Consider the following 18,559-nt stretch of genomic DNA (forward strand, 5'->3'; position numbering starts at 1 on the left):
TCCTTCTATTTCTCTTACTTGATGATCGTCAAGATTTGTGTGTTTGCCGTCGTGACCGTCTCGTCCGTCGGTAAGATTTGTGCATAACTTTGGGTGTTCGTGATGATGATTGGCGTAATCGTCTCAAGTCCATGCGCTTCAATCGCTGTCGCATCAAACGTTACGAGTAGATCACCGGTCGTCACGGCTTCGCCTTCTTTGACGTGTAACGTGAACGGTTTACCGTCGAGCGTCACCGTCTCAAGACCAACATGGATCAAAACTTCGACGCCACTCGTTGACCTTAGCCCGATCGCGTGACCGGACGGTGCAATCATGACAATCGTACCGTCAAACGGTGCCGTCACCTCTTTACCGGTGGGACGTATCGCTACGCCCTGACCCATCGCACCTGAAGCAAAGACAGGATCCGGTACATCCGATAAGGCAACGATTGTTCCTTCAAGTGGCGCACGCAGCGTCTCCTCGTTCGTCAGTGTCGCACTGACTTCCTGACCTGCAACAGGTGTCGCTGCCCTTTCCATCGCGACGACAGGTGCTGCTTGTTCACCAAAACCAAATACTTGAATCAAGACGATCGGCAGGATCAAGGCAATCGCTGTTCCAATCAATAAACCGATGATGGATGACGGATAGTCAGAGTCGATACCGTTGACGAGCGTCAATGGTCCCGGTAATCCGGCGTAAGCAAAGTAATACGGTTTAAAGAAGCTCGCTGTGACGGCCCCGATCGCACCAGAGATACAACCATAGATGAATGGCTTCTTAAAGCGAAGCGTCACGCCATAGATAGCCGGTTCCGTAATACCGAATATACCCGTCAGTCCTGCTGAGACACCGACTTTTTTCGTTTCTTTGTTTCGTGCCTTCAAGATGACGCCAATGACGGCACCGATTTGGGCGATGACAGCAATCGTTTGATACGCTTGGAACGAATCCCGACCGTATTGTTCGAAGTTCGCGAGCACCATCGGCGTGACGCCCCAGTGGACGCCGAAGATGACAATGACTTGCCAGAAGCCACCGATGATCAGACCAGCGACTGCAGGAGCATTCTCCGCTAAGTAGTTATACCCGTTCGCGATCCCTTCTGCACCAAGTGTCGTAATTGGTCCGATCAATAGAATCGTAAGCGGCACCATCAACACCATGCTGAAGAACGGAACGAATAACGGACGAATAACTTCATGGATTGTTTTGTTCAGGAATCGCTCGACATAAGACAGAATCCAGACGAGGAATAATGGCGGTAAGACCGATGACGTATACGTTGTTCCGGATAATGCAATTCCTAGAAACGTGATCGATTCGCCGGCAGTGATGCGCGCTGCGATATCTGCCCACGTCGGGCTGACAAGTGCCGCGCTACAGGCAACGGCGATGAAAGCGTTGACCTTAAAATGATTCGCTGCCGTGATGGCAATGAAGATCGGCAAGAACGTGAACGGTGCCCATGAGATAAAGCTGAAGACTTCATAGGTACCCGTCTTCGCGAATGCCGGAAAAGCAAGTGTCGTCAAAATCAAAGTTCCTTGCAGAATCCCCGCTGCAGCTAAGATATAGACGAACGGTGCAAAAACGGCTGACATTGTCGCAATGATTCGATTGAGGACCGTCCCTTTCGGTGCCTCTTCCGTTTCCGGTTGTTCCAGATCGACGAGTTTCATAAACTCTTGATGGACTTCCCCGACGTGTTGACCAATGACGACTTGAAACTGACCGCCAGACTCAACGACCGTAATGACGCCAGGTAATGCACTGACTGTTTCCTTGGCTGACGAATCTGACCGTTTTAAAACGAGACGAAGTCGTGTAGCACACCGGACGGCGCTGATGACGTTATCTTCGCCACCAACGGCTTCTAAAATCGAATGCGCCAATTGTTGATAATCGCGAACCTTACCCATATCGTGTACCTCCCCTGAATATGACGCGTTGAATACCCTTTCATTTTAATTGTACATGCACAATTAATCAATACATAAATAATTTAATTAAACATTATATTAATCAAAAGATAGCTTATGCTATACTGAACGAAGAAAAAGTTCGTAAGAAAAGAAGGTGTCCTATGCTGAAATATCAACAGACGGCTGATGAAATCGAACAGTACATAGAACAACATGAGTTAAAACAAGGCGATAAACTTCCCATTCTCGAAGAATTGATTCGGCAGTTCGCTGTCAGTAAAACGACGATGACAAAATCACTCGAATTACTCGAACGAAAAGGAATCATTTTTCAAGTTCGCGGAAGCGGGATTTTTGTCCGGAAGACGAACCGTTCTGGCTATATTCGCCTGTTCTCGACCCAAGGATTTAAGCAGAATCTTGTCGGCCATACGATTGAATCGTCCGTTCTAGCAATCGATCCAATCGCTGCAACGGATAACATCGCAAAGAATCTCGGGATCGAGGCAGGCGAGACGGTTTATTACGTCAAGCGAATCCGCTACATCGACGGCAAGATCCTCTGTCTCGAAGAGTCTTACTATCGCCAATCGATCGTTCCATACTTGAATCGCGAAATCGTCGAGCAGTCGATCTTTGAATACTTAGAGACGGCACTGCAATTGAACATCGGATTTTCTGATATGTACATGCACGTCGGAAAATTAAGTGCTGAGACAGCTCGTCATCTGAGCCTTGCTGAAGGGGATCCTGCCATGACGATCGAGACGGTTTTCCATTTGACGAACGGTCGCCCGTTCGACTATTCCGTCATCACCTATCACTACGAACATTCGCATTTCGTCATCCAAGCAAACGGATTATTCCTTTAAATGAAACGAAAAAAAACGAAATCTGATGATCGTCCTCATTTTACTGAAGACATTTCATCGGATTTCGTTTTTTCTTTTAAGAAACTAATCAATGCTACTATACAAAATGGATATATCACTAATACGCCAATCAATAATAATCCAAGTACTGGACTTAGAAAATCAGCTGGACGCGTGACAGGAAACCACTGACTCATTGCGTACGTCATCAAGACGAAGTAAAATGACCAACTGAGATATAGCAACCATGTGAGTCGACTTCGAATCATCTCGCCCTGCATAAGGCAGATTGATTTAAAGAATAAGATGATACGCACAATCATCTACAGAATGTCCAATATATAAAACACCTGGTAAGATAAGCCTGTTATCCGCACGATCCGTTCGATGTTCAATGTCCTTTCAGCAGGAATGAATAGAATTATGGCAAAAGACAGACTCCACCCGTTCCACTTCACAAACAATCGCATCTTCTATATACCAATCTCTTCTTTACTAGAAGCTTCAAGATAGAGTTCCCAATCAAACGTCGTCAAGGCAATCACTTTTCCGTCTCTTTCATACCAAGCCGTTGCCCCTTCACGATCAAGTTCTTCCCACCCTGCTTGACGAATCCACGTTCCATACAATAATCCTGGACCATCTGTTTCTGAAACGAGATGGGTTTCTATTTTCAACTCTCCTTGCTTTTCGACTGCCGTTGCAAAGCGAGGGACAGGAAATCCTGATACTTTTGATTCCTGAAAACCACTATACCAACCGCCGAAAATGACTATGAGCCCGATCGACATAATGGCGATCCATTTCTTTTTCATACGTACCCTCCTTCACTTTTCCATCCTCATTTATAACTTACCAATAAATGGTCTTCATTCCCTCATTCTACAGACGGATTACTGATTTTTTAGATGTGAAAACATATGAAAATTATTTTGGATTTATGAAAACAATTAAATTTATTTCGATTTTTTTCATAAAAAATGCATATCTTTGTTCATCCCTAGAGTAGCAACGGTTTGACAACTCCCGGCATAGAGCCATTTTCAGTCGTTTTCAACTGGCTAAGCAGATTAGCAACTTGACTTCATTTCCTGCTATGTTACGATACGAACTTATCAAAGGGAGTGAACAGAACTTATGAAATTCAGAAAAGAAAAAGTCAATGTCGTTGACATGCAGCAAACCAAAAAGAGTGTCTACGCGACCGGAATTGGGAATGCAATGGAATGGTTCGATTTTGGTCTTTATTCCTATCTCGCAATCATCATCAGTCAAAACTTCTTTAGCGCTGTTGAAAATGATGAACTGAAGCTCGTCTTTACTTTTGCGACGTTTGCGATCGCTTTTTTAATGCGACCAATCGGCGGAATCGTCTTTGGACGAATTGGAGATCGACTCGGACGGAAGGTTGTCTTGACGACGACGATTGTCATGATGGCTGGATCGACACTCATCATCGGGTTATTACCAACTTATGATCAAATCGGGATTTGGGCACCAATTCTATTATTGTTAGCTCGTATCCTACAAGGTTTTTCAACAGGCGGTGAATACGCCGGCGCAATGGTCTACATCGCCGAATCGTCGCCCGACAATAAACGAAGCGCCCTCGGGAGTGGACTTGAAATCGGTACACTCGGTGGGTATATTTTAGCGTCACTACTCGCAACAACGCTCTTCGTCACGTTATCAGATGATCAAATGGCATCTTGGGGATGGCGCATTCCATTCATCCTTGGAGCACCACTCGGTTTGTTTGGTCTCTACTTACGGCGTCATTTGGATGAATCACCGATCTTCGAGAATGAAATTAATGAGAATACAGAAGAACCCGCGACATTCCGCGAAATTCTTCGTGATCATAAACGCGATATCATCGTTTGCTTTATTGCTGTTGCTTTCTTCAACATTACGAACTACATGCTCTTGTCGTATATGCCATCGTACCTCAATGAAGTCATCGGCATGTCAAGCTCAACAAGTACGATTTTAATTACCGGTGTGATGGTGATCATGATTCCACTCGCTTACATCTTCGGGAAACTGAGTGATAAAAAAGGGAATCGTAACATCGTCTTGTTTGCACTCGCTGGACTATCAATACTTTCGATCTTGTCATTCTACTTGATCGGTTTAAAACCGCTCTTGTTCGTTGGAATCGGTATCTTCATCCTCGGTTTCTTCCTGGCCATCTTCGAGGGTACGATGCCAAGTCTATTACCAAGTATCTTCTATACGGATGTTCGTTACCGGACGCTTTCTGTTACATTTAACGTCTCGGTTTCAATCTTTGGTGGAACGACGCCACTCGTGTCGACATGGCTCGTCCATACGACTCAAAATCCGCTTGCTCCTGCTTTCTATCTAACGGCAGTCAGCGTCATCGGCTTCGTCACGTTCTTCTTCTTCTTCAAAAATACAGCCGGAAAAGCTCTTAAAGGGTCGCATCCGACTGTCTCCAGTGAAAAAGAAGTTTCAACAATCGCGAAAAAACCGGAAGATGCCCTCTGGTGGGCAGAGTAATTCCCATAGCAAAGAACCGTCTTCATCATGAAGACGGTTCTTTTTAGTAAACAGCACTTAACTCTTGGACGACACGATCGGCAACAGCCAGTTCTTCCTCTTGTGCAAAATCGAACTGACAACCGATCGCAACGAGCCCGTTCGCATGTGCCGCTTTGAAATCAGATAAGCGGTCACCTACAACGTAGCCTGACGAGATGTCGTGCGTCTTACAAATCTCCCGTACGAGTGCTGATTTATCACCGGAAGCGATATCTTCAATGCTATAAACGTGATCGATATACGCTTCAAGTCCATACGTCGTCACGATTGCTGAAAGGTAGGATGGCCACCCATTACTAGCGATATAGACCGGGTGTCCGGCTTGTTTTAAGCGCACAAGTAACTCAACCGTTCCCGGATATAACTTACCATGACCGGCTTCGACTGCCTGCTCTAAGCTTCGCCGAAACTGACGATCCGCAGCGTGTTGTTCTGCTAACGAAAAATTTGGTGATAAAGTTGCCCAAACTTCTGGTAACGATACACCCATGATTTTTTGATACAGCGCGAGCGGTGTGTCTCCCTCCCAGCGCCCCGCTTGACGTAAGTCATGAAATACGTCTTCTAACGCATGAGCAAGTACGGCATTCGTTTGAAACAACGTTCCATCCATATCAAAAATATAGTGTGTCATTCGTGTTCCCCTTCCTGCTCTCGTTTTATCTGCTGAACAATCGCTTCTAATGACGAGTCTTCGACAATCAGACGATCTGTCGGACGTAAATCCCGATCAATCCACCAGCGTTTCATGTCCACTTCAGAAAACTCTGTCGGCTGCCGCATCGCATGGCGACGGACCGTTTCTTCGAATGAGACGTCAAAATAATACGCCGCGTACCGTGAAGTAAAGCGTCGTTCTAACCGGTCAATCATTTCACCGTACCAATCCTGTGCGAGAATTCCTTCCAGCAGAATCGTCGCGTGACGACCGTCAGCAAGCATGACTAGATCTTCTATCCAGCGAATCGCCGGATTTCCTGGTCCATCTTTTACATTCAACATCTCTCTTCGAATAACATCTTGAGATAAGAGAAGCGTATCCGGTAAAGCTGATTGTAACGCTTTCGAAAGCGTCGTTTTCCCACTACCAGAGTTCCCACGGAGGACGATCAAGCGCGACTTCATGTCGTGAACCAGTCTCCATTCAAGGCAGCGATGTACCGTTCTGCTGATCGAGCCACGGCTTCGGACGCACCCGATTCAATTTTTCGATGAAAGGCGTCATATAATTTTTCGAACGCGAGCGGATGTAACGTCTCTGCCATTCGCGCAACTGTCTCTGCCGGTAGCGGAATCAGATTTGGATAGCTGTACATGAAACTGACCCACGCACGATCGGCAACAATCCGAATGATGTCTCCTGTCAACAGCAGCCCTGCTGACGCGTCTTTTCGTTCACAGATGACTGCCCCTTTAAAGTGACCACCGACGCGATGTAATATCAAATCTTCTGCTAACTCCAAGCGTTCACCACTCCAGAATACGATGCGCTCGCTTGGTCGCGTCACAAACGACGCATCGTCTTCATGAATATAGATCGGCACGTCAAAAGTCTCTGCCCATTCGACTTGTGTTGCGTAATAATGCGGATGCGATAATGCGATTGCGTGAATCCCGCCTAATTCATTCATCTGTTCTTTTGTCTTTGAATCAATATATGTAATACAGTCCCATAATAGGTTGAACGATTTCCCCTGGACAAGGTATGCGGTTTGCCCGATACCAAATGATGGTGTCGTCTGGATTGCATAGACGCCTGCTCCGTCGTCCGTGATGACATTTTGATAGGTTCCTGAAGTTTGCATGTCAACAAGTGTCGTCCACATTTGACCAGTTGGATTGACATACTGTCGTTCCTCTAAGCAAATCGGACATATTTCGCGTTCTGGATTGATTTGTTCGACGCCACACGTCGTACAGATGATGGTTTCCATGTCATGTTCCTTTCCAATTTCGAAATGATTTTCCTGATATATCATACCATATTCCATTTATAGGGAAAGTGTGCAGGAATTATTTTGAATGAAACGAATTAAGAATTTGTACAATATAATCAAAGGAGGAATTCTTATGTCGACCTCGACTCACCTTATTGCTCCCCGACTAAACGCCGTTTTTTTACATGTACAGGACTTAAAACGGTCTGCCGCTTGGTACCATCAGTTACTCCAGCTCCCATTTGATTCGTCTCTCGTCACGTCACCTGTCTATAATCTCCCACTTCAAGGTCTAACTAGCTTGACGCTTGATGACCATGCGAACGACCCAACGTATCGACATCAACCTTCTCGACAACCTTTGTTTAATTTTTACACGACGGACATCGAAGCATCCTATCAGTTCGTGTTATCACTACAAGCACCCATCATCCGCGACATCGAACGATTCGATGATTTTGCATATTTTACGTTTGCGGATCCCGATGGTAACGTTTTGATGCTCTGTACAGGTTGAGATAACAAAGCAGGTCGTACCACACATGTGGTACGACCTGCTTTTATTTAATCGGACTTCTTTTTATGATTAATAACGCTTTGAAAGCGTTCAGTGAACCGATCGATTACCTCTTCTGTATTAAGAACATCAGAAAACCAAATCTTCTTGCCTTCGGAAAACGTGAGGTGCAGTGTTCCGTCTATTGCGAATGCCGCTTCAAGCGTGGCAACCGTATCTGACTTCATTAACGTTTTCTGTGATAGAGTGACCAGTTCATTCATCAACGTTTCGCGTGTAGCTTCAGATGCCTTTTCGTGAAGAAGATCAACCGTCTTATGAAGCATTATAGCCTTTGAAACGCGTGATAAATTCAACTCACGGATTTCGAAAGTATAGACTCCTTCGTTTTCATGCGGACGTTGGACGATGAAGCGTGGAGAATGCACTAAGTGTTGAATGAAGTGAACAAACATTTCGATGGTCATTTCGGACATTCCGAAACCCTCCCTTTTACATGGATCAACGGACGAATGCCTTTAATCCTTTATGTGAATGGACAAAAAAAGAGTCCTGTATAAAAAACAAGCTGGTGAGATGAACTATCCCTCCCTTCTGTAAAGTTATACCACGAAAACAAGTACAAAGTGTACATGTTTTTGTTTCAAAATTAAGATTCGAATAGCGTCCGAATCTTGTTTATAGTAACATAAAAGATACTAGTTTTAATCATATTTAATAGGATCATATGATAAAAATGTGCATGTTAAAAATATGTACACGGATAAAGAGCCAGAGATCATCTATCCCTCTCTGACTCCCCTCATCAGTCGTTCATCGTTGGCGCAATTAAGTCTTGTAACGTGTAAGCCTGCAAGGCGTCCGTAAAGGACATAAATGCTTGATCGAACGCTTGTCGTGTGTTTTGCAAACTACCATTTTTATTTGGAACTGTCACATTTTCAAGATAGGATACTTCTTCAAATAAATGAACGATTTCTCCTAAGGTAATCATCTCTGGGGATTTCGCTAATTTGAATCCACCATTACGACCCTGTACAGAAATGATGAGACCAAACTTGCTCAATGAATGGACAATCTTCATCAAATGATTTTTAGAAATATCATAATGGGTTGCCACTTCCTGAATTTGTACGAGCCGTGTCGGATGCGACGCTGCGAAAATAAGCACACGAATGGCATAGTCCGTAGAGCGAGTCATCTTCATCCATTTCACCTTCTTTTTCTTTCCTTTATATAGACATAGTACAGAAGCTCACTCATTTTCACAATCAGTAGTGTGGTTTAAAGTGTTTAAGAGTGACTTTGCACATATGTATATCGTTTATCTTAAAGTATATTAAGTGTCAAAATCTAGGGATTTTTTCGGAAAGAGGCAAAATGATATTTTTAATCATTAAAACAAGTATGCTGCTTTTTTAATGTATTATGATAAAATTCTTTTAAACATGAGTATTTAATATTTGTTTTATATCTTTTTAGAGAGAGGTCTAGTCATGAAGTGGCTGTCATCAAGTATATTCAATCGTTTTTATATCCTATTGCTTTCAAATTTCTTGATATTTGCAAGTATCGGCGTCTTAACATTTTACTTCGCTCAAAAAGAACTTGATCAACACAGAACTTCATCACAGAAGATCACACTTCAAAAAACACAGGCTCGTACGCTTTGGAATGAAGCACAACAAGTCAATCTTCAAGTTCAACAAATCGATTTTAATGATCAAGATGCTCTTAAACAAGTCAATCAACGGTTGACGCAATTACAAAAACATGTTCTAACATTTAGCCAGCGTTATTCGGATTCATCAGATGAACGTTTTACAAATCTACTTGTCCAATTTTCAAGATTTTTAGATCAGGAACTCACATTACAAATACTTACGGATAATCAAAAGCTAGTTCGACAATCTGACTCTGTCGTCAATGACTACTTTCGAATGATTCATAATGAAGAAAAAACAGCACAACAGTCCCTGCAACAAAGAACAGTCGAAGTGTTACGCTATGCCTTTGGTGTGATGATCATCGCTTTTTTTCTTCTCAGTTATTTGATTTTACGGCTTGTGCGTTCTTTTCGAATAGATTTACTCAACCTCGTCGAACAAACGAAACAACCTGATCGGTTGGAGCATAATGACTTTCAGACCCGTCATGACGAAATTGGAACTCTTGGGAAATCGATGCAGCAAATGACGACGTTGCTCGCATTTGAGCATCAGCAAACGCAAACTGCTAATTCAAAACTCCAAGAGGCACTACATCAACAAAAGACTATCGAGCGGCAACTTCAATTTCAAAACCAGTTAGCTACACAAATTCTACGCCATCAATCAACGACAGGTCTACACACCTGGTTACAAGCGATTGGAAGTCATTTTCGGGCAGCACATATCTATTTTTCACCGCAGTCGGAAGGTTTTGAACCCGTTCATATCGCACTATCGAATGAACCAACATACAACCAAGACCGGATAGAATTAGAAGCAAAGATCGAGCTTGATCCATCAATTCATTTGATCGAGACGGAACAGTTGACGCTGTGCGCTCTCCCCTTACACAGTCCATCAGCATTCATTGGCACGTTGACGTTACAATTTCACCATCGATTCACGGATGCAATTGCACTTCAAAAAACGACACATTTACTGAATATCGGATTGATGCGTTTGCTTGATGATATCCGAATTACAGACAATCACCAATTGATTCAGCGCATCTTAAATGGTCTTCGAGAAGCTATTCTGTTTGTCGATGTCTCAAATACGGATATCTTCACGAATCGAATGTTTCACCAGCTGTTCCCTAATTGGTCTCCTTCTGAAAAACAATCAGAAAACCTAGAATTTGTCATCGAAACTTTTGAACCGTTGATTCTCGAAACAGAAGCATTATATGCATATGTCGAACAAATCAAAGTGAGCTTTGAGAACGCATCAGTCGTTCCCGCTCAGGATTTTTCAATGTCAGACGATCGTCATCTGCGACTTTACACGGAATTTTTGCCAGAACGTCAAGGTATTTTATTTGTTTTTCGTGAACGCACTGTCGAAGTCAATCATGCAAAAAAAGAGCAAAATTTCATTTCAGTTTTATCACATGAGCTACGAACACCGCTTGCGTCCATTGAAGGATTCAGTGAACTAATGTTACACCGAACGTTATCTCCTTCAAAACAGCGAAAATATTTAGAGACAATGCGAAGTGAAACGCAACGGCTCAGTCAACTGTTAACAGAATTTCTCGATTATCAGCGACTAAGTCATCAAAAAGAAACATACCAGTTAGAATCATTTTGTATCGAACGCATGCTAATTGAATTAACGGAGTGGCTTGACATCACGACTTCGACACATCACTTACAAATCCGAACGGATGGTTCTTGTACAATCACGGCTGATCCAGAAAAAATTCGGAGAGTCTTGTTGAATATCCTAAACAACGCCATAAAATACTCTCCCGAAGATTCGAACATCCAAGTCTCGTTAGCATGTTGTGAATCTGAAATCGTCATTACAATCAGTGATAACGGATATGGTATTCCAAAACATGACCTTCCCTATCTGTTTGATCCCTATTACCGTGTCGAACATGCTGATCACATCCAAGTTCAAGGAACAGGTCTGGGATTACCGATTTGTAAAGAAATTATCGAAGCACATGGGGGACGTATCACCGTTCATTCAGAAATTGGAAGAGGGTCTGACTTTTTTATCCGTTTACCTCGTGATGAAGAGTGGAACACAACCAATAACATGTATAAAAACGATATGGATAATCTGCAAATAGGAAGTGAAGAGCGTGGAAGCTGATTTAAATCAAATCGTTCGCTGTTTAAATCAAGATTTTAAGCACCAACGAACTGTCTTTAGTGCATTGACCCTAAAAGAAACCAATCCCTGTATCATTTTGATGGAAGATCACCGTCGAAGACGGATGGAGGATGCCTTGTATCAATATCCAGATTTCATCGCAGAACTGGAATCTCATATATATCGTTGTTTGATTGATGTACGGGGAGCGCGCGAGTCGGCTTCCCCTTCTGAGATTTTTATTTCTAAAGCACAACTCTACTCGCCTTATCATTATTTAGTCACCTTTTTATGAAAGGAGTCCGTCATGACTGTTCAAGAAAATACGGCACTGTTGATCATTGATGTCATCAACAAGATGGATTTTGAAGGAGCTAATCAGTTATTGCAACAGACACTCCCTGTCCTCGCCCCACTCTCGGGATTGAAACACCACTGCAAACGTCTAAATATTCCAGTTATTTATGTTAACGACAATTTCGGTCTCTGGCAGGAGAATGTAAATCAAATCATTGATGAATGCCGTGGTGGTCTCGGAGACATACTCATCGAAGCCTTACATCCAGAAGAGGATGATTACTTCATCATCAAGCCAAAACATTCAGGCTTTTTCGGCACGCAACTTGATATTTTACTAAAGCATTTAGATGTCTCACGACTTATCATCACTGGCCTAACGACGGATATGTGTATTTTATTCACGGCAAACGACGCCTACATGCGGGAATATTCTATTCATGTTCCGTCAGACTGTACGGCAGCAGAAACCGCTATTGCAAAAGATCATGCCTTGGAAATTCTCAGTTCTACATTGTCTCTTGATTGCGCTGAGAGTTCAAAGTTAATGAACGAGGTATAACGATGTTGCGTCTCCGATACGTATGAGATACCGTAATGACTTTTCCATTTTATTCACGCTATTGATCCTCAGCGAATTCTTGAACGCTTCGATCTGTTTTACAGTTCAGAAAGTATGGAGCGGTGAGCCTAAAGACCATTCCCTCACTTAAGCATTCACTTCTAGATATCGATCAAAAAGAAACAGGTTTGAAAGAAACCGAATAAGGTATATAACATGTGTAAGTTGCATATGTTTAAAACTTAAAGGGGGTTCTTTTCATGTTTCGCCATCAAAAGGAATTACAATTCGAAGTCAAGGTTGATCGACCCGATCCAAAACTTGCTCGGGCCGTGCAAGAGGTACTCGGTGGACAATTCGGTGAGATGACGGTCATGATGCAATATCTTTTCCAAGGCTTCAATTGTCGAGGTGAAGAAAAGTACAAGGACATGCTGATGGATATCGGGACGGAAGAAATCGGACACGTTGAAATGCTATGTTCCCTCATTTCTCAATTGCTCGACGGGGCGTCACCGGATGATCAGGCAGAAGCTGCCAAAGATCCAGCGACGGCAGCAATTCTCGGGGGTATGAATCCACAGCATCTTTTAGTTAGCGGTCTTGGCGGGTTGCCATCAAACTCAAACGGCATTCCGTGGAATGGATCCTATATCGTCGCGAGTGGTAACTTGTTAGCAGATATGCGTTCAAATTTACACGCTGAGTCACAAGGTCGACTTCAAGTCGCCCGTCTGTATCATATGACGACGGATGAAGGCGTTCGTGCTACCTTCCGAAAGATGCTCGCTCGCGACCGGTATCACCAGTACCAATGGATGGCTGCAATCGAAGAGCTCGAGACGAAAAATGGCGTCGTCGTTCCGGCTACATTTGCACCAGAAGATGAGATGGAAGCGCAACCTCATGCTTATGAGTTCTGGGACCTATCGGAAGGTACAGCTTCCAGAGAAGGTCGCTGGGCTCAAGGGGACGCGCAAGATGGCAGCGGTGAATTCATTCATTTAGAAAATCCCGCACCGCAAGGAAAGGTTCCGAACATGAAGGTACCGGCACATCATCTGCATCACGACCTAGCTGAAAAAACAGGAATGCAAAACGTCAAAGATACGGTCAAACGAATGTTACATGATAAGGAGTGAAACTGATGGCTAAATCACCGCTTGCAATTCATGAAACACTCGAAATTCATGAAATCATGACGATGAAACAAGCCTGTCTCGTTAAAGCAGTTGCCGTTCGTTCCTTCGTCAAAGATGATACGCTTGAAAAATTGATTGCTCAAGATATCAAAGATAGCGAAAAAGCCTTAAACGATTTACAAAAACTATTGGCAGATCATGAAGGAGGCGGTTCTCATGAATGAAGCTCTTCAATCGATTAGCCGTCCGAGTAAAAAACGAGACGAATTGATTGCGACAGACTTCTTGATCAGCAGTAAATCACTCGTCCGCGCTTATGCTGTCGCGATTACAGAAACGGCTTCTCCTGATGTGCGGAAAGTCTTGACTGAACAACTGAACAAAGCCATTCAGACTCACGCTGCGGTCGCCGGATACATGATCGATCAGGAGATGTATCACGCGCATGATCTTAAAAAGCAATTGAAACACGATCAAGAAAAACTAGAAGTCGCAAAAGGATTACTATGACATTCCCCCCTTCCCTTCTGATTCTGAAGTGGAAGGGGTTTTCTTTCATAATTCGTGTAAGGAGCGATCAGTCCCATGATTAACATCAATCACATTCAAATCAAACAAAATGGAGAAACCGTTTGTCTCACCTGGACAGGAACAAGTAACGTCCGACTCTTTTTAAATGGTATACCTTGTTTCATTCAGAACGCGAATACCTATCAAACGGAGACACTTCCTTTATTTGAGCCTCTGTCGTTCGAACTGATCGATTCAGATTCGAAGACACGTATCGTCACGGCTCTTGTTTCAAGTACGGATGATTTGTATTGGAACCGAAAAATGACTGTCCTAATTCAGCAAGATCATGCTGTCCGACTGTTATGGGGTGAAATTCAAGAGGTAGCGCATTATACGGTATTTCAAGATGGACATCGAGTAGGTCAAACTGCGACACCCGAATGGAAAGGAACGATTGAACCTGAACAGTTTACGCGGTTCGAAATCCGGGTGCTCCGTCCCATTTCAAGAAAATCGATGCCGTTCGCACGGATGATCGAGACATTCGCGCGCGTTACGAATCAGATAAAACAGGAACAAGACCGGGAACGGGAATTTGAACAATTTGTGCTCTATTTTTCCTTGTATCCGACATCTACTCCGCATCTGAAATTTTCTACTTTTCGGTTACGTGTGCTAACGTTCATTGCTCCACCGATTCTCGTGAACCCGAATCCGTTTTCTCCGCATCGTTATTTTGAAGGCGATGCGCGACAATATTCACCTTTTTCAAAAGAGTATCGTACCTTTACAGAAGTCCTGACAAGTATTGGTGAAACGACTCATCAGCTATCAAAACAAGCAAATCCTACCCGCTCTTTTGATGCTCGTCATCAGTTGTATCGGGAAGATGTCGCTTCGACACAACAAATTTACTTGTCAGATCAATCATCTACTCGATATACGCTTCATCATTCTGTCGGTAATCCGCTCGTCGTCTCACCAAACATCGACTACGAAATAACGGTGACACACCAATCAAATCTTTGGCGCATCGCAGGAACGCATCTGCAATCACCGCATCATGAAGTGTACCTAGATGAAGGAGATGATTGTTTCGAAACCATCCACCAAGCCCATGATTTAGGCTTAAGTTTCCTTGGTGACCCGTTGCCAAGTTGTCACTGGCTGCATATGACGAATCAATGAACAAAAAGGAAGCCGCGACCAATTCGTCGCGGCTTTTCGTATTTAGTCATGAAATCGAGCACGTGTCTCCGGAGACGGGAGTGCGCACTCTTGTTTTTGCCCAAACCAACGATGGCGATTGCTCGCAACGAAATCATAGACGCGATCGCGGAGTGAACGTGGAACAATGCGAAGTACACTTAACAGACGCCATCCACCCCGCAAATGACGGGCAATCCGTAACGCTGCGTCCGATTTGATATAAGGCACACCCCGGTCAATTACGACGACACTGTCGATGGATTCCGGGAGATGATGACGCTGGACCAGCTCTTGTCCCGTCTCTCCTTGTAATGAAGCAAAATCATGGTATCCTTGGTCTCGTTTTAAGATGAACTGGACGCTTGCGTCGCAGAGGTTGCATTCTCCATCGAATAAGACAATTGCTTTCATGATTGATTCATCCTTCCTCATCTGTATAGCGAATTGTTTCGTACACTTTCCCTTTACCACACTTCCAGCTGAAACATGCACTTAATTAGTATGTTAAATGCTGATAACGCTTTCTTTACATACCTCGCTTACGCTATACTGTTTTTGTAAACATTTGGATGATAAAATAACGCAGCTAGCGTTTTAAATGCATTTTATTTAAAGGAGAATACATATGACGACACAACCTATTGCCATCGTAACCGGAGCAAGTCAGACGCGCGATATCGGAGCCGCTATTTGCCGTCAGCTCGCCGCGACCGGTCACGATCTCGTCTTTACTTATTTTAAAGCAACAGCCAATTGGCCGGCTAGTTTTACGACTGAACTTCAGAATCAAGGTTCTCGCGTTCTTGCGCTTGAGCTCGATTTAAGTCAAGCAGATGCTGCTGACGAATTATTCGCTCAAGTAGAGGACTTTGGAACACCAAGTATTCTCATCAATAACGCTGCCCATTCGACGATGACGGATTGGCAGACACTTGACGCGAAAAGCCTCGACCAACACTATGCGGTCAATCTCCGTGCTCCATTGTTGCTTGCAACACGGTTTACGAATAGATTCGTTGAGGCGAATCTGACGTCCGGTCGCATCATTCAATTAACGTCCGGTCAGGATCTCGGTCCGATGCCAGACGAGATTGCTTACGCAACGACAAAAGGTGCCTTATCAACCTTTACTAAAACATACGCCGCAGCCGTGGCACCGCTTGGTATCACCGTTAATGCTGTCAATCCGGGTCCGACTGACTCGACTTGGATGGATGAGGCAACACGGACAGCGCTTAAACCTAGTTTTCCATTCGGACGGATTGGTGCTCCTGAAGATGTCGCGCGATTGATTCAATTTCTCGTCAGTCCAGACGGTAGTTGGGTGACTGGACAGGTCATTCATTCCGAAGGTGGCTTTCAACGCTGAACATCAGGATCTAGACAATAATGACCCCTGACCACTTCGGTCAGGGGTCATTCCGTTATCGAAAGACGGGTCCAGTTTCTAACAAAAAATCGTTCCAAGCCGTTTGATGCAAGTCGCTATATAGTTTTGGCATCTGGTCTCTTTCAAAAAAAGCAACGTCTAGTGATTCATCGGGATCAATCGTCAGCTGTCCACCGTTGATGTGGCAAACGAAAAAGTGCACGATCGGTTGAGCGACGTCGCCGGTTGGATAGACTTCTTCATACTTCGAATAGATACCACTTAACCGTTCGATCGTGACATGAAAACCAGTCTCTTCGAAAATCTCACGCTGCGCAGCTTCTACGAGCGATTCTCCTAGTTCAAGTGCTCCACCGGGAAAGCCCCACTCCTGTTGCTCCCGTCGTTTTTGAAGAAGAATGCGCCCCTCCGTGTCGATGACAAAACCATCGGCAAAGTTCAACATCACTTTTTCCTGACCCACCTTACTGCGGAGAAAACGAATGTAGTCCATCTGTCGCCTCCAACTGTTTGAATTGTTTTAGCCAGCCAATCAGTTGATCGATCATCATGTCCGACACGGTGTGATTGATTCCAGAAAAGACACGTAATTCGGTCGCTTGATGAAAACCTGCTTGAATAGCTGACTCAAAGTAAGTCTGTTGAATTGATAACGGAATGATCTCATCAGCATCTCCGTGTAGGAGCAACCGCGGACGCTGATCCATTACATCAATCGGATCAAGCATCCATGGCGCCACTCCTTGCAGTGGCGGTCGACCGTCTCTTTCTCGGAATTGACGTTCGGCTTCAAGATAAGCGCCACCACCATTGATCGCAACGAGGGCTTTAGTCGGGAAACGTGCCAAGATTCCATGCGCAATGAAGCCACCCATCGACACACCGATGACGATCACATCTGAAGCATTCCAACCTGACTGCTTGATGATTTCTGTCGCTTCCGTAATCGATTGCTCGACGACCGACCAAAAATAGGTCGTCGTAACGTCCGGTTCAAATGGATTGTCGAGCGGCTCCCGCTGGTCGTGTCGAATGAGTTCTGGAACGAAGACATCGTATCCTTCGTCAGCGAGTTGCTTAGCAAACGCCAGATAGGAAACAGCTGTACCGCCCCAGCCGTGGTAAAGCAGGATTGCTCCCGTTGGTTGAGAAGCCCGGACGATATGGACAGGAAAATCAAGCTTCATTTCTTTTCTCTTCTTTCGTGCGGACGATCGTCTGTGCGAAGTCATCTTCTGGTAATCGTTGACCATCTTCGAGGAAAGGTTTCCAGTACGGTCGGATCTTAAATAATGAGACCGTGTCACGATAAACCGTTCGCCGGACAACTTGTTTCGTCGTCAACGGCAATCCGTTCTTATCTTCGACCTGAATACCGCAGATCTGACCACCAATCGATTTTCCGTTCAATAGTTTTAATTGTGCGATTTCTCCTAGAAAACTAATCGTCGGTTGTGTCACGACGGCATGGATGACTTCTGATTTCACGCGTCGTAAGACCGTTTTTTCGATGACGACAGAAAGTCCTAAATAGACGGCTTGGTTGATGATGTATGCGCCAATTCGTCGTTTTGTCCTTGAATGCATGAGTGGTCCTCCTTATACGTTGAAGTAGACGACAGCGCCGAGTGCACTGACAGCAACCAAATAAAAGACGATTGCGAGTCGTTTGTTTGCGGCAGAGATATCCTTTCGAACGAGAATTTTACTATACCGAAACGTTAAGAATGCGAATACGAGCAATGCTACGATCACTAATGGCTCCATTTGATTCCCCCCTTTTCTCTCTTATTCTACATGATATGCGTTCTTAAATTGTTATATTTTACAAGT

At 44.2% G+C, this 18,559-nt stretch carries 23 protein-coding genes; 11 read left to right on the forward strand and 12 right to left on the reverse strand.

Going from position 1 to position 18,559, the window contains the following annotated elements:
- Window positions 1–14: 14 nt before the first annotated feature.
- Entirely contained in the window at window positions 15–1,907 is a 1,893-nt protein-coding gene (locus tag K6T22_RS09195; RefSeq protein ID WP_238236520.1) for a beta-glucoside-specific PTS transporter subunit IIABC, read from the reverse strand.
- 164 nt (window positions 1,908–2,071) lie between these two features.
- On the opposite strand from K6T22_RS09195, the gene K6T22_RS09200 reads away from it, so the two are divergent.
- Complete coding sequence (locus K6T22_RS09200) at window positions 2,072–2,782, forward strand: GntR family transcriptional regulator (RefSeq protein ID WP_238236522.1); 711 nt, start codon at window positions 2,072–2,074, stop codon at window positions 2,780–2,782.
- Between the two features lie 473 nt (window positions 2,783–3,255).
- On the opposite strand, the gene K6T22_RS09205 is transcribed toward K6T22_RS09200, so the two are convergent.
- Window positions 3,256–3,597, reverse strand: a complete 342-nt coding sequence (locus K6T22_RS09205) for a hypothetical protein (RefSeq protein ID WP_238236525.1) — start codon at window positions 3,595–3,597, stop codon at window positions 3,256–3,258.
- Between the two features lie 322 nt (window positions 3,598–3,919).
- On the opposite strand from K6T22_RS09205, the gene K6T22_RS09210 reads away from it, so the two are divergent.
- Window positions 3,920–5,305 carry an MFS transporter gene (locus tag K6T22_RS09210; RefSeq protein WP_238236526.1) on the forward strand — a complete coding sequence of 462 codons (1,386 nt, stop codon included), beginning with the start codon at window positions 3,920–3,922 and terminating at the stop codon, window positions 5,303–5,305.
- 43 nt (window positions 5,306–5,348) lie between these two features.
- On the opposite strand, the gene K6T22_RS09215 is transcribed toward K6T22_RS09210, so the two are convergent.
- Genes K6T22_RS09215 through K6T22_RS09225 form a run of 3 tightly spaced genes read right to left on the reverse strand, consistent with a single transcriptional unit; the run spans window position 5,349 to window position 7,281 of the window.
- Window positions 5,349–5,981 (reverse strand): HAD hydrolase-like protein, encoded by a 633-nt coding sequence (locus tag K6T22_RS09215; protein WP_238236527.1) that lies wholly within the window; start codon window positions 5,979–5,981, stop codon window positions 5,349–5,351.
- Window positions 5,978–6,472, reverse strand: coding sequence for an AAA family ATPase (locus K6T22_RS09220; RefSeq protein ID WP_238236529.1), 495 nt, complete (start codon window positions 6,470–6,472; stop codon window positions 5,978–5,980). The genes K6T22_RS09215 and K6T22_RS09220 overlap by 4 nt, the downstream gene beginning before the upstream one ends.
- Complete coding sequence (locus tag K6T22_RS09225) at window positions 6,469–7,281, reverse strand: MBL fold metallo-hydrolase (protein ID WP_238236535.1); 813 nt, start codon at window positions 7,279–7,281, stop codon at window positions 6,469–6,471. Before K6T22_RS09225 ends, K6T22_RS09220 begins: the two co-directional genes overlap by 4 nt.
- 136 nt (window positions 7,282–7,417) lie before the next feature.
- Here K6T22_RS09225 and K6T22_RS09230 point away from each other — a divergent pair, with 136 nt between their 5' ends.
- A complete protein-coding gene (locus tag K6T22_RS09230; protein WP_238236537.1) occupies window positions 7,418–7,801 on the forward strand; it encodes a VOC family protein in 384 nt (127 codons plus the stop codon).
- A gap of 47 nt (window positions 7,802–7,848) precedes the next feature.
- Here the strand turns inward: K6T22_RS09230 and K6T22_RS09235 are convergent, their stop codons facing one another.
- Both K6T22_RS09235 and K6T22_RS09240 read right to left on the reverse strand, forming a co-directional pair.
- On the reverse strand, window positions 7,849–8,277 hold the full coding sequence (locus K6T22_RS09235; protein ID WP_238236538.1) for a hypothetical protein: 429 nt from the start codon (window positions 8,275–8,277) through the stop codon (window positions 7,849–7,851).
- Between the two features lie 329 nt (window positions 8,278–8,606).
- Window positions 8,607–9,008, reverse strand: coding sequence for an RrF2 family transcriptional regulator (locus tag K6T22_RS09240; protein ID WP_238236540.1), 402 nt, complete (start codon window positions 9,006–9,008; stop codon window positions 8,607–8,609).
- 289 nt (window positions 9,009–9,297) lie between these two features.
- On the opposite strand from K6T22_RS09240, the gene K6T22_RS09245 reads away from it, so the two are divergent.
- The 7 genes from K6T22_RS09245 (at window position 9,298) to K6T22_RS09275 (ending at window position 15,315) form a co-directional block, all read left to right on the forward strand.
- Window positions 9,298–11,613 carry a HAMP domain-containing sensor histidine kinase gene (locus tag K6T22_RS09245; protein ID WP_238236542.1) on the forward strand — a complete coding sequence of 772 codons (2,316 nt, stop codon included), beginning with the start codon at window positions 9,298–9,300 and terminating at the stop codon, window positions 11,611–11,613.
- Complete coding sequence (locus K6T22_RS09250; protein WP_238236543.1) at window positions 11,603–11,908, forward strand: hypothetical protein; 306 nt, start codon at window positions 11,603–11,605, stop codon at window positions 11,906–11,908. The genes K6T22_RS09245 and K6T22_RS09250 overlap by 11 nt, the downstream gene beginning before the upstream one ends.
- A 12-nt stretch (window positions 11,909–11,920) precedes the next feature.
- Window positions 11,921–12,472: a cysteine hydrolase family protein gene (locus K6T22_RS09255; RefSeq protein ID WP_238236544.1), complete on the forward strand. Its 552-nt coding sequence runs from the start codon at window positions 11,921–11,923 to the stop codon at window positions 12,470–12,472.
- 260 nt (window positions 12,473–12,732) lie between these two features.
- The gene (locus K6T22_RS09260; protein WP_238236545.1) at window positions 12,733–13,614 is read left to right on the forward strand and encodes a manganese catalase; all 882 of its coding nucleotides are present in this window, start codon (window positions 12,733–12,735) and stop codon (window positions 13,612–13,614) included.
- Between the two features lie 5 nt (window positions 13,615–13,619).
- Entirely contained in the window at window positions 13,620–13,838 is a 219-nt protein-coding gene (locus K6T22_RS09265; protein ID WP_238236547.1) for a spore coat protein, read from the forward strand.
- A complete protein-coding gene (locus K6T22_RS09270; protein ID WP_238236552.1) occupies window positions 13,831–14,124 on the forward strand; it encodes a spore coat protein in 294 nt (97 codons plus the stop codon). The genes K6T22_RS09265 and K6T22_RS09270 overlap by 8 nt, the downstream gene beginning before the upstream one ends.
- Window positions 14,125–14,199: 75 nt before the next feature.
- A complete protein-coding gene (locus tag K6T22_RS09275) occupies window positions 14,200–15,315 on the forward strand; it encodes a DUF3238 domain-containing protein (RefSeq protein ID WP_238236553.1) in 1,116 nt (371 codons plus the stop codon).
- Window positions 15,316–15,357: 42 nt separating this feature from the next.
- Here the strand turns inward: K6T22_RS09275 and K6T22_RS09280 are convergent, their stop codons facing one another.
- Window positions 15,358–15,747 carry a thiol-disulfide oxidoreductase DCC family protein gene (locus K6T22_RS09280; protein WP_238236559.1) on the reverse strand — a complete coding sequence of 130 codons (390 nt, stop codon included), beginning with the start codon at window positions 15,745–15,747 and terminating at the stop codon, window positions 15,358–15,360.
- 208 nt (window positions 15,748–15,955) lie between these two features.
- Here K6T22_RS09280 and K6T22_RS09285 point away from each other — a divergent pair, with 208 nt between their 5' ends.
- On the forward strand, window positions 15,956–16,705 hold the full coding sequence (locus K6T22_RS09285; RefSeq protein WP_238240088.1) for an SDR family oxidoreductase: 750 nt from the start codon (window positions 15,956–15,958) through the stop codon (window positions 16,703–16,705).
- A gap of 55 nt (window positions 16,706–16,760) precedes the next feature.
- On the opposite strand, the gene K6T22_RS09290 is transcribed toward K6T22_RS09285, so the two are convergent.
- Genes K6T22_RS09290 through K6T22_RS09305 form a run of 4 tightly spaced genes read right to left on the reverse strand, consistent with a single transcriptional unit; the run spans window position 16,761 to window position 18,493 of the window.
- Entirely contained in the window at window positions 16,761–17,219 is a 459-nt protein-coding gene (locus K6T22_RS09290) for an NUDIX hydrolase (RefSeq protein WP_238236560.1), read from the reverse strand.
- Complete coding sequence (locus tag K6T22_RS09295) at window positions 17,191–17,913, reverse strand: alpha/beta hydrolase (RefSeq protein ID WP_238236563.1); 723 nt, start codon at window positions 17,911–17,913, stop codon at window positions 17,191–17,193. The genes K6T22_RS09290 and K6T22_RS09295 overlap by 29 nt, the downstream gene beginning before the upstream one ends.
- Window positions 17,903–18,313 (reverse strand): RDD family protein, encoded by a 411-nt coding sequence (locus tag K6T22_RS09300; RefSeq protein ID WP_238236564.1) that lies wholly within the window; start codon window positions 18,311–18,313, stop codon window positions 17,903–17,905. Before K6T22_RS09300 ends, K6T22_RS09295 begins: the two co-directional genes overlap by 11 nt.
- A gap of 12 nt (window positions 18,314–18,325) precedes the next feature.
- Window positions 18,326–18,493 carry a hypothetical protein gene (locus K6T22_RS09305; RefSeq protein ID WP_160315943.1) on the reverse strand — a complete coding sequence of 56 codons (168 nt, stop codon included), beginning with the start codon at window positions 18,491–18,493 and terminating at the stop codon, window positions 18,326–18,328.
- Between the last annotated feature and the right edge of the window lie 66 nt (window positions 18,494–18,559).

It is taken from the genome of Exiguobacterium acetylicum (genome assembly GCF_022170825.1).
Lineage (GTDB): Bacteria > Bacillota > Bacilli > Exiguobacteriales > Exiguobacteriaceae > Exiguobacterium_A > Exiguobacterium_A acetylicum_B.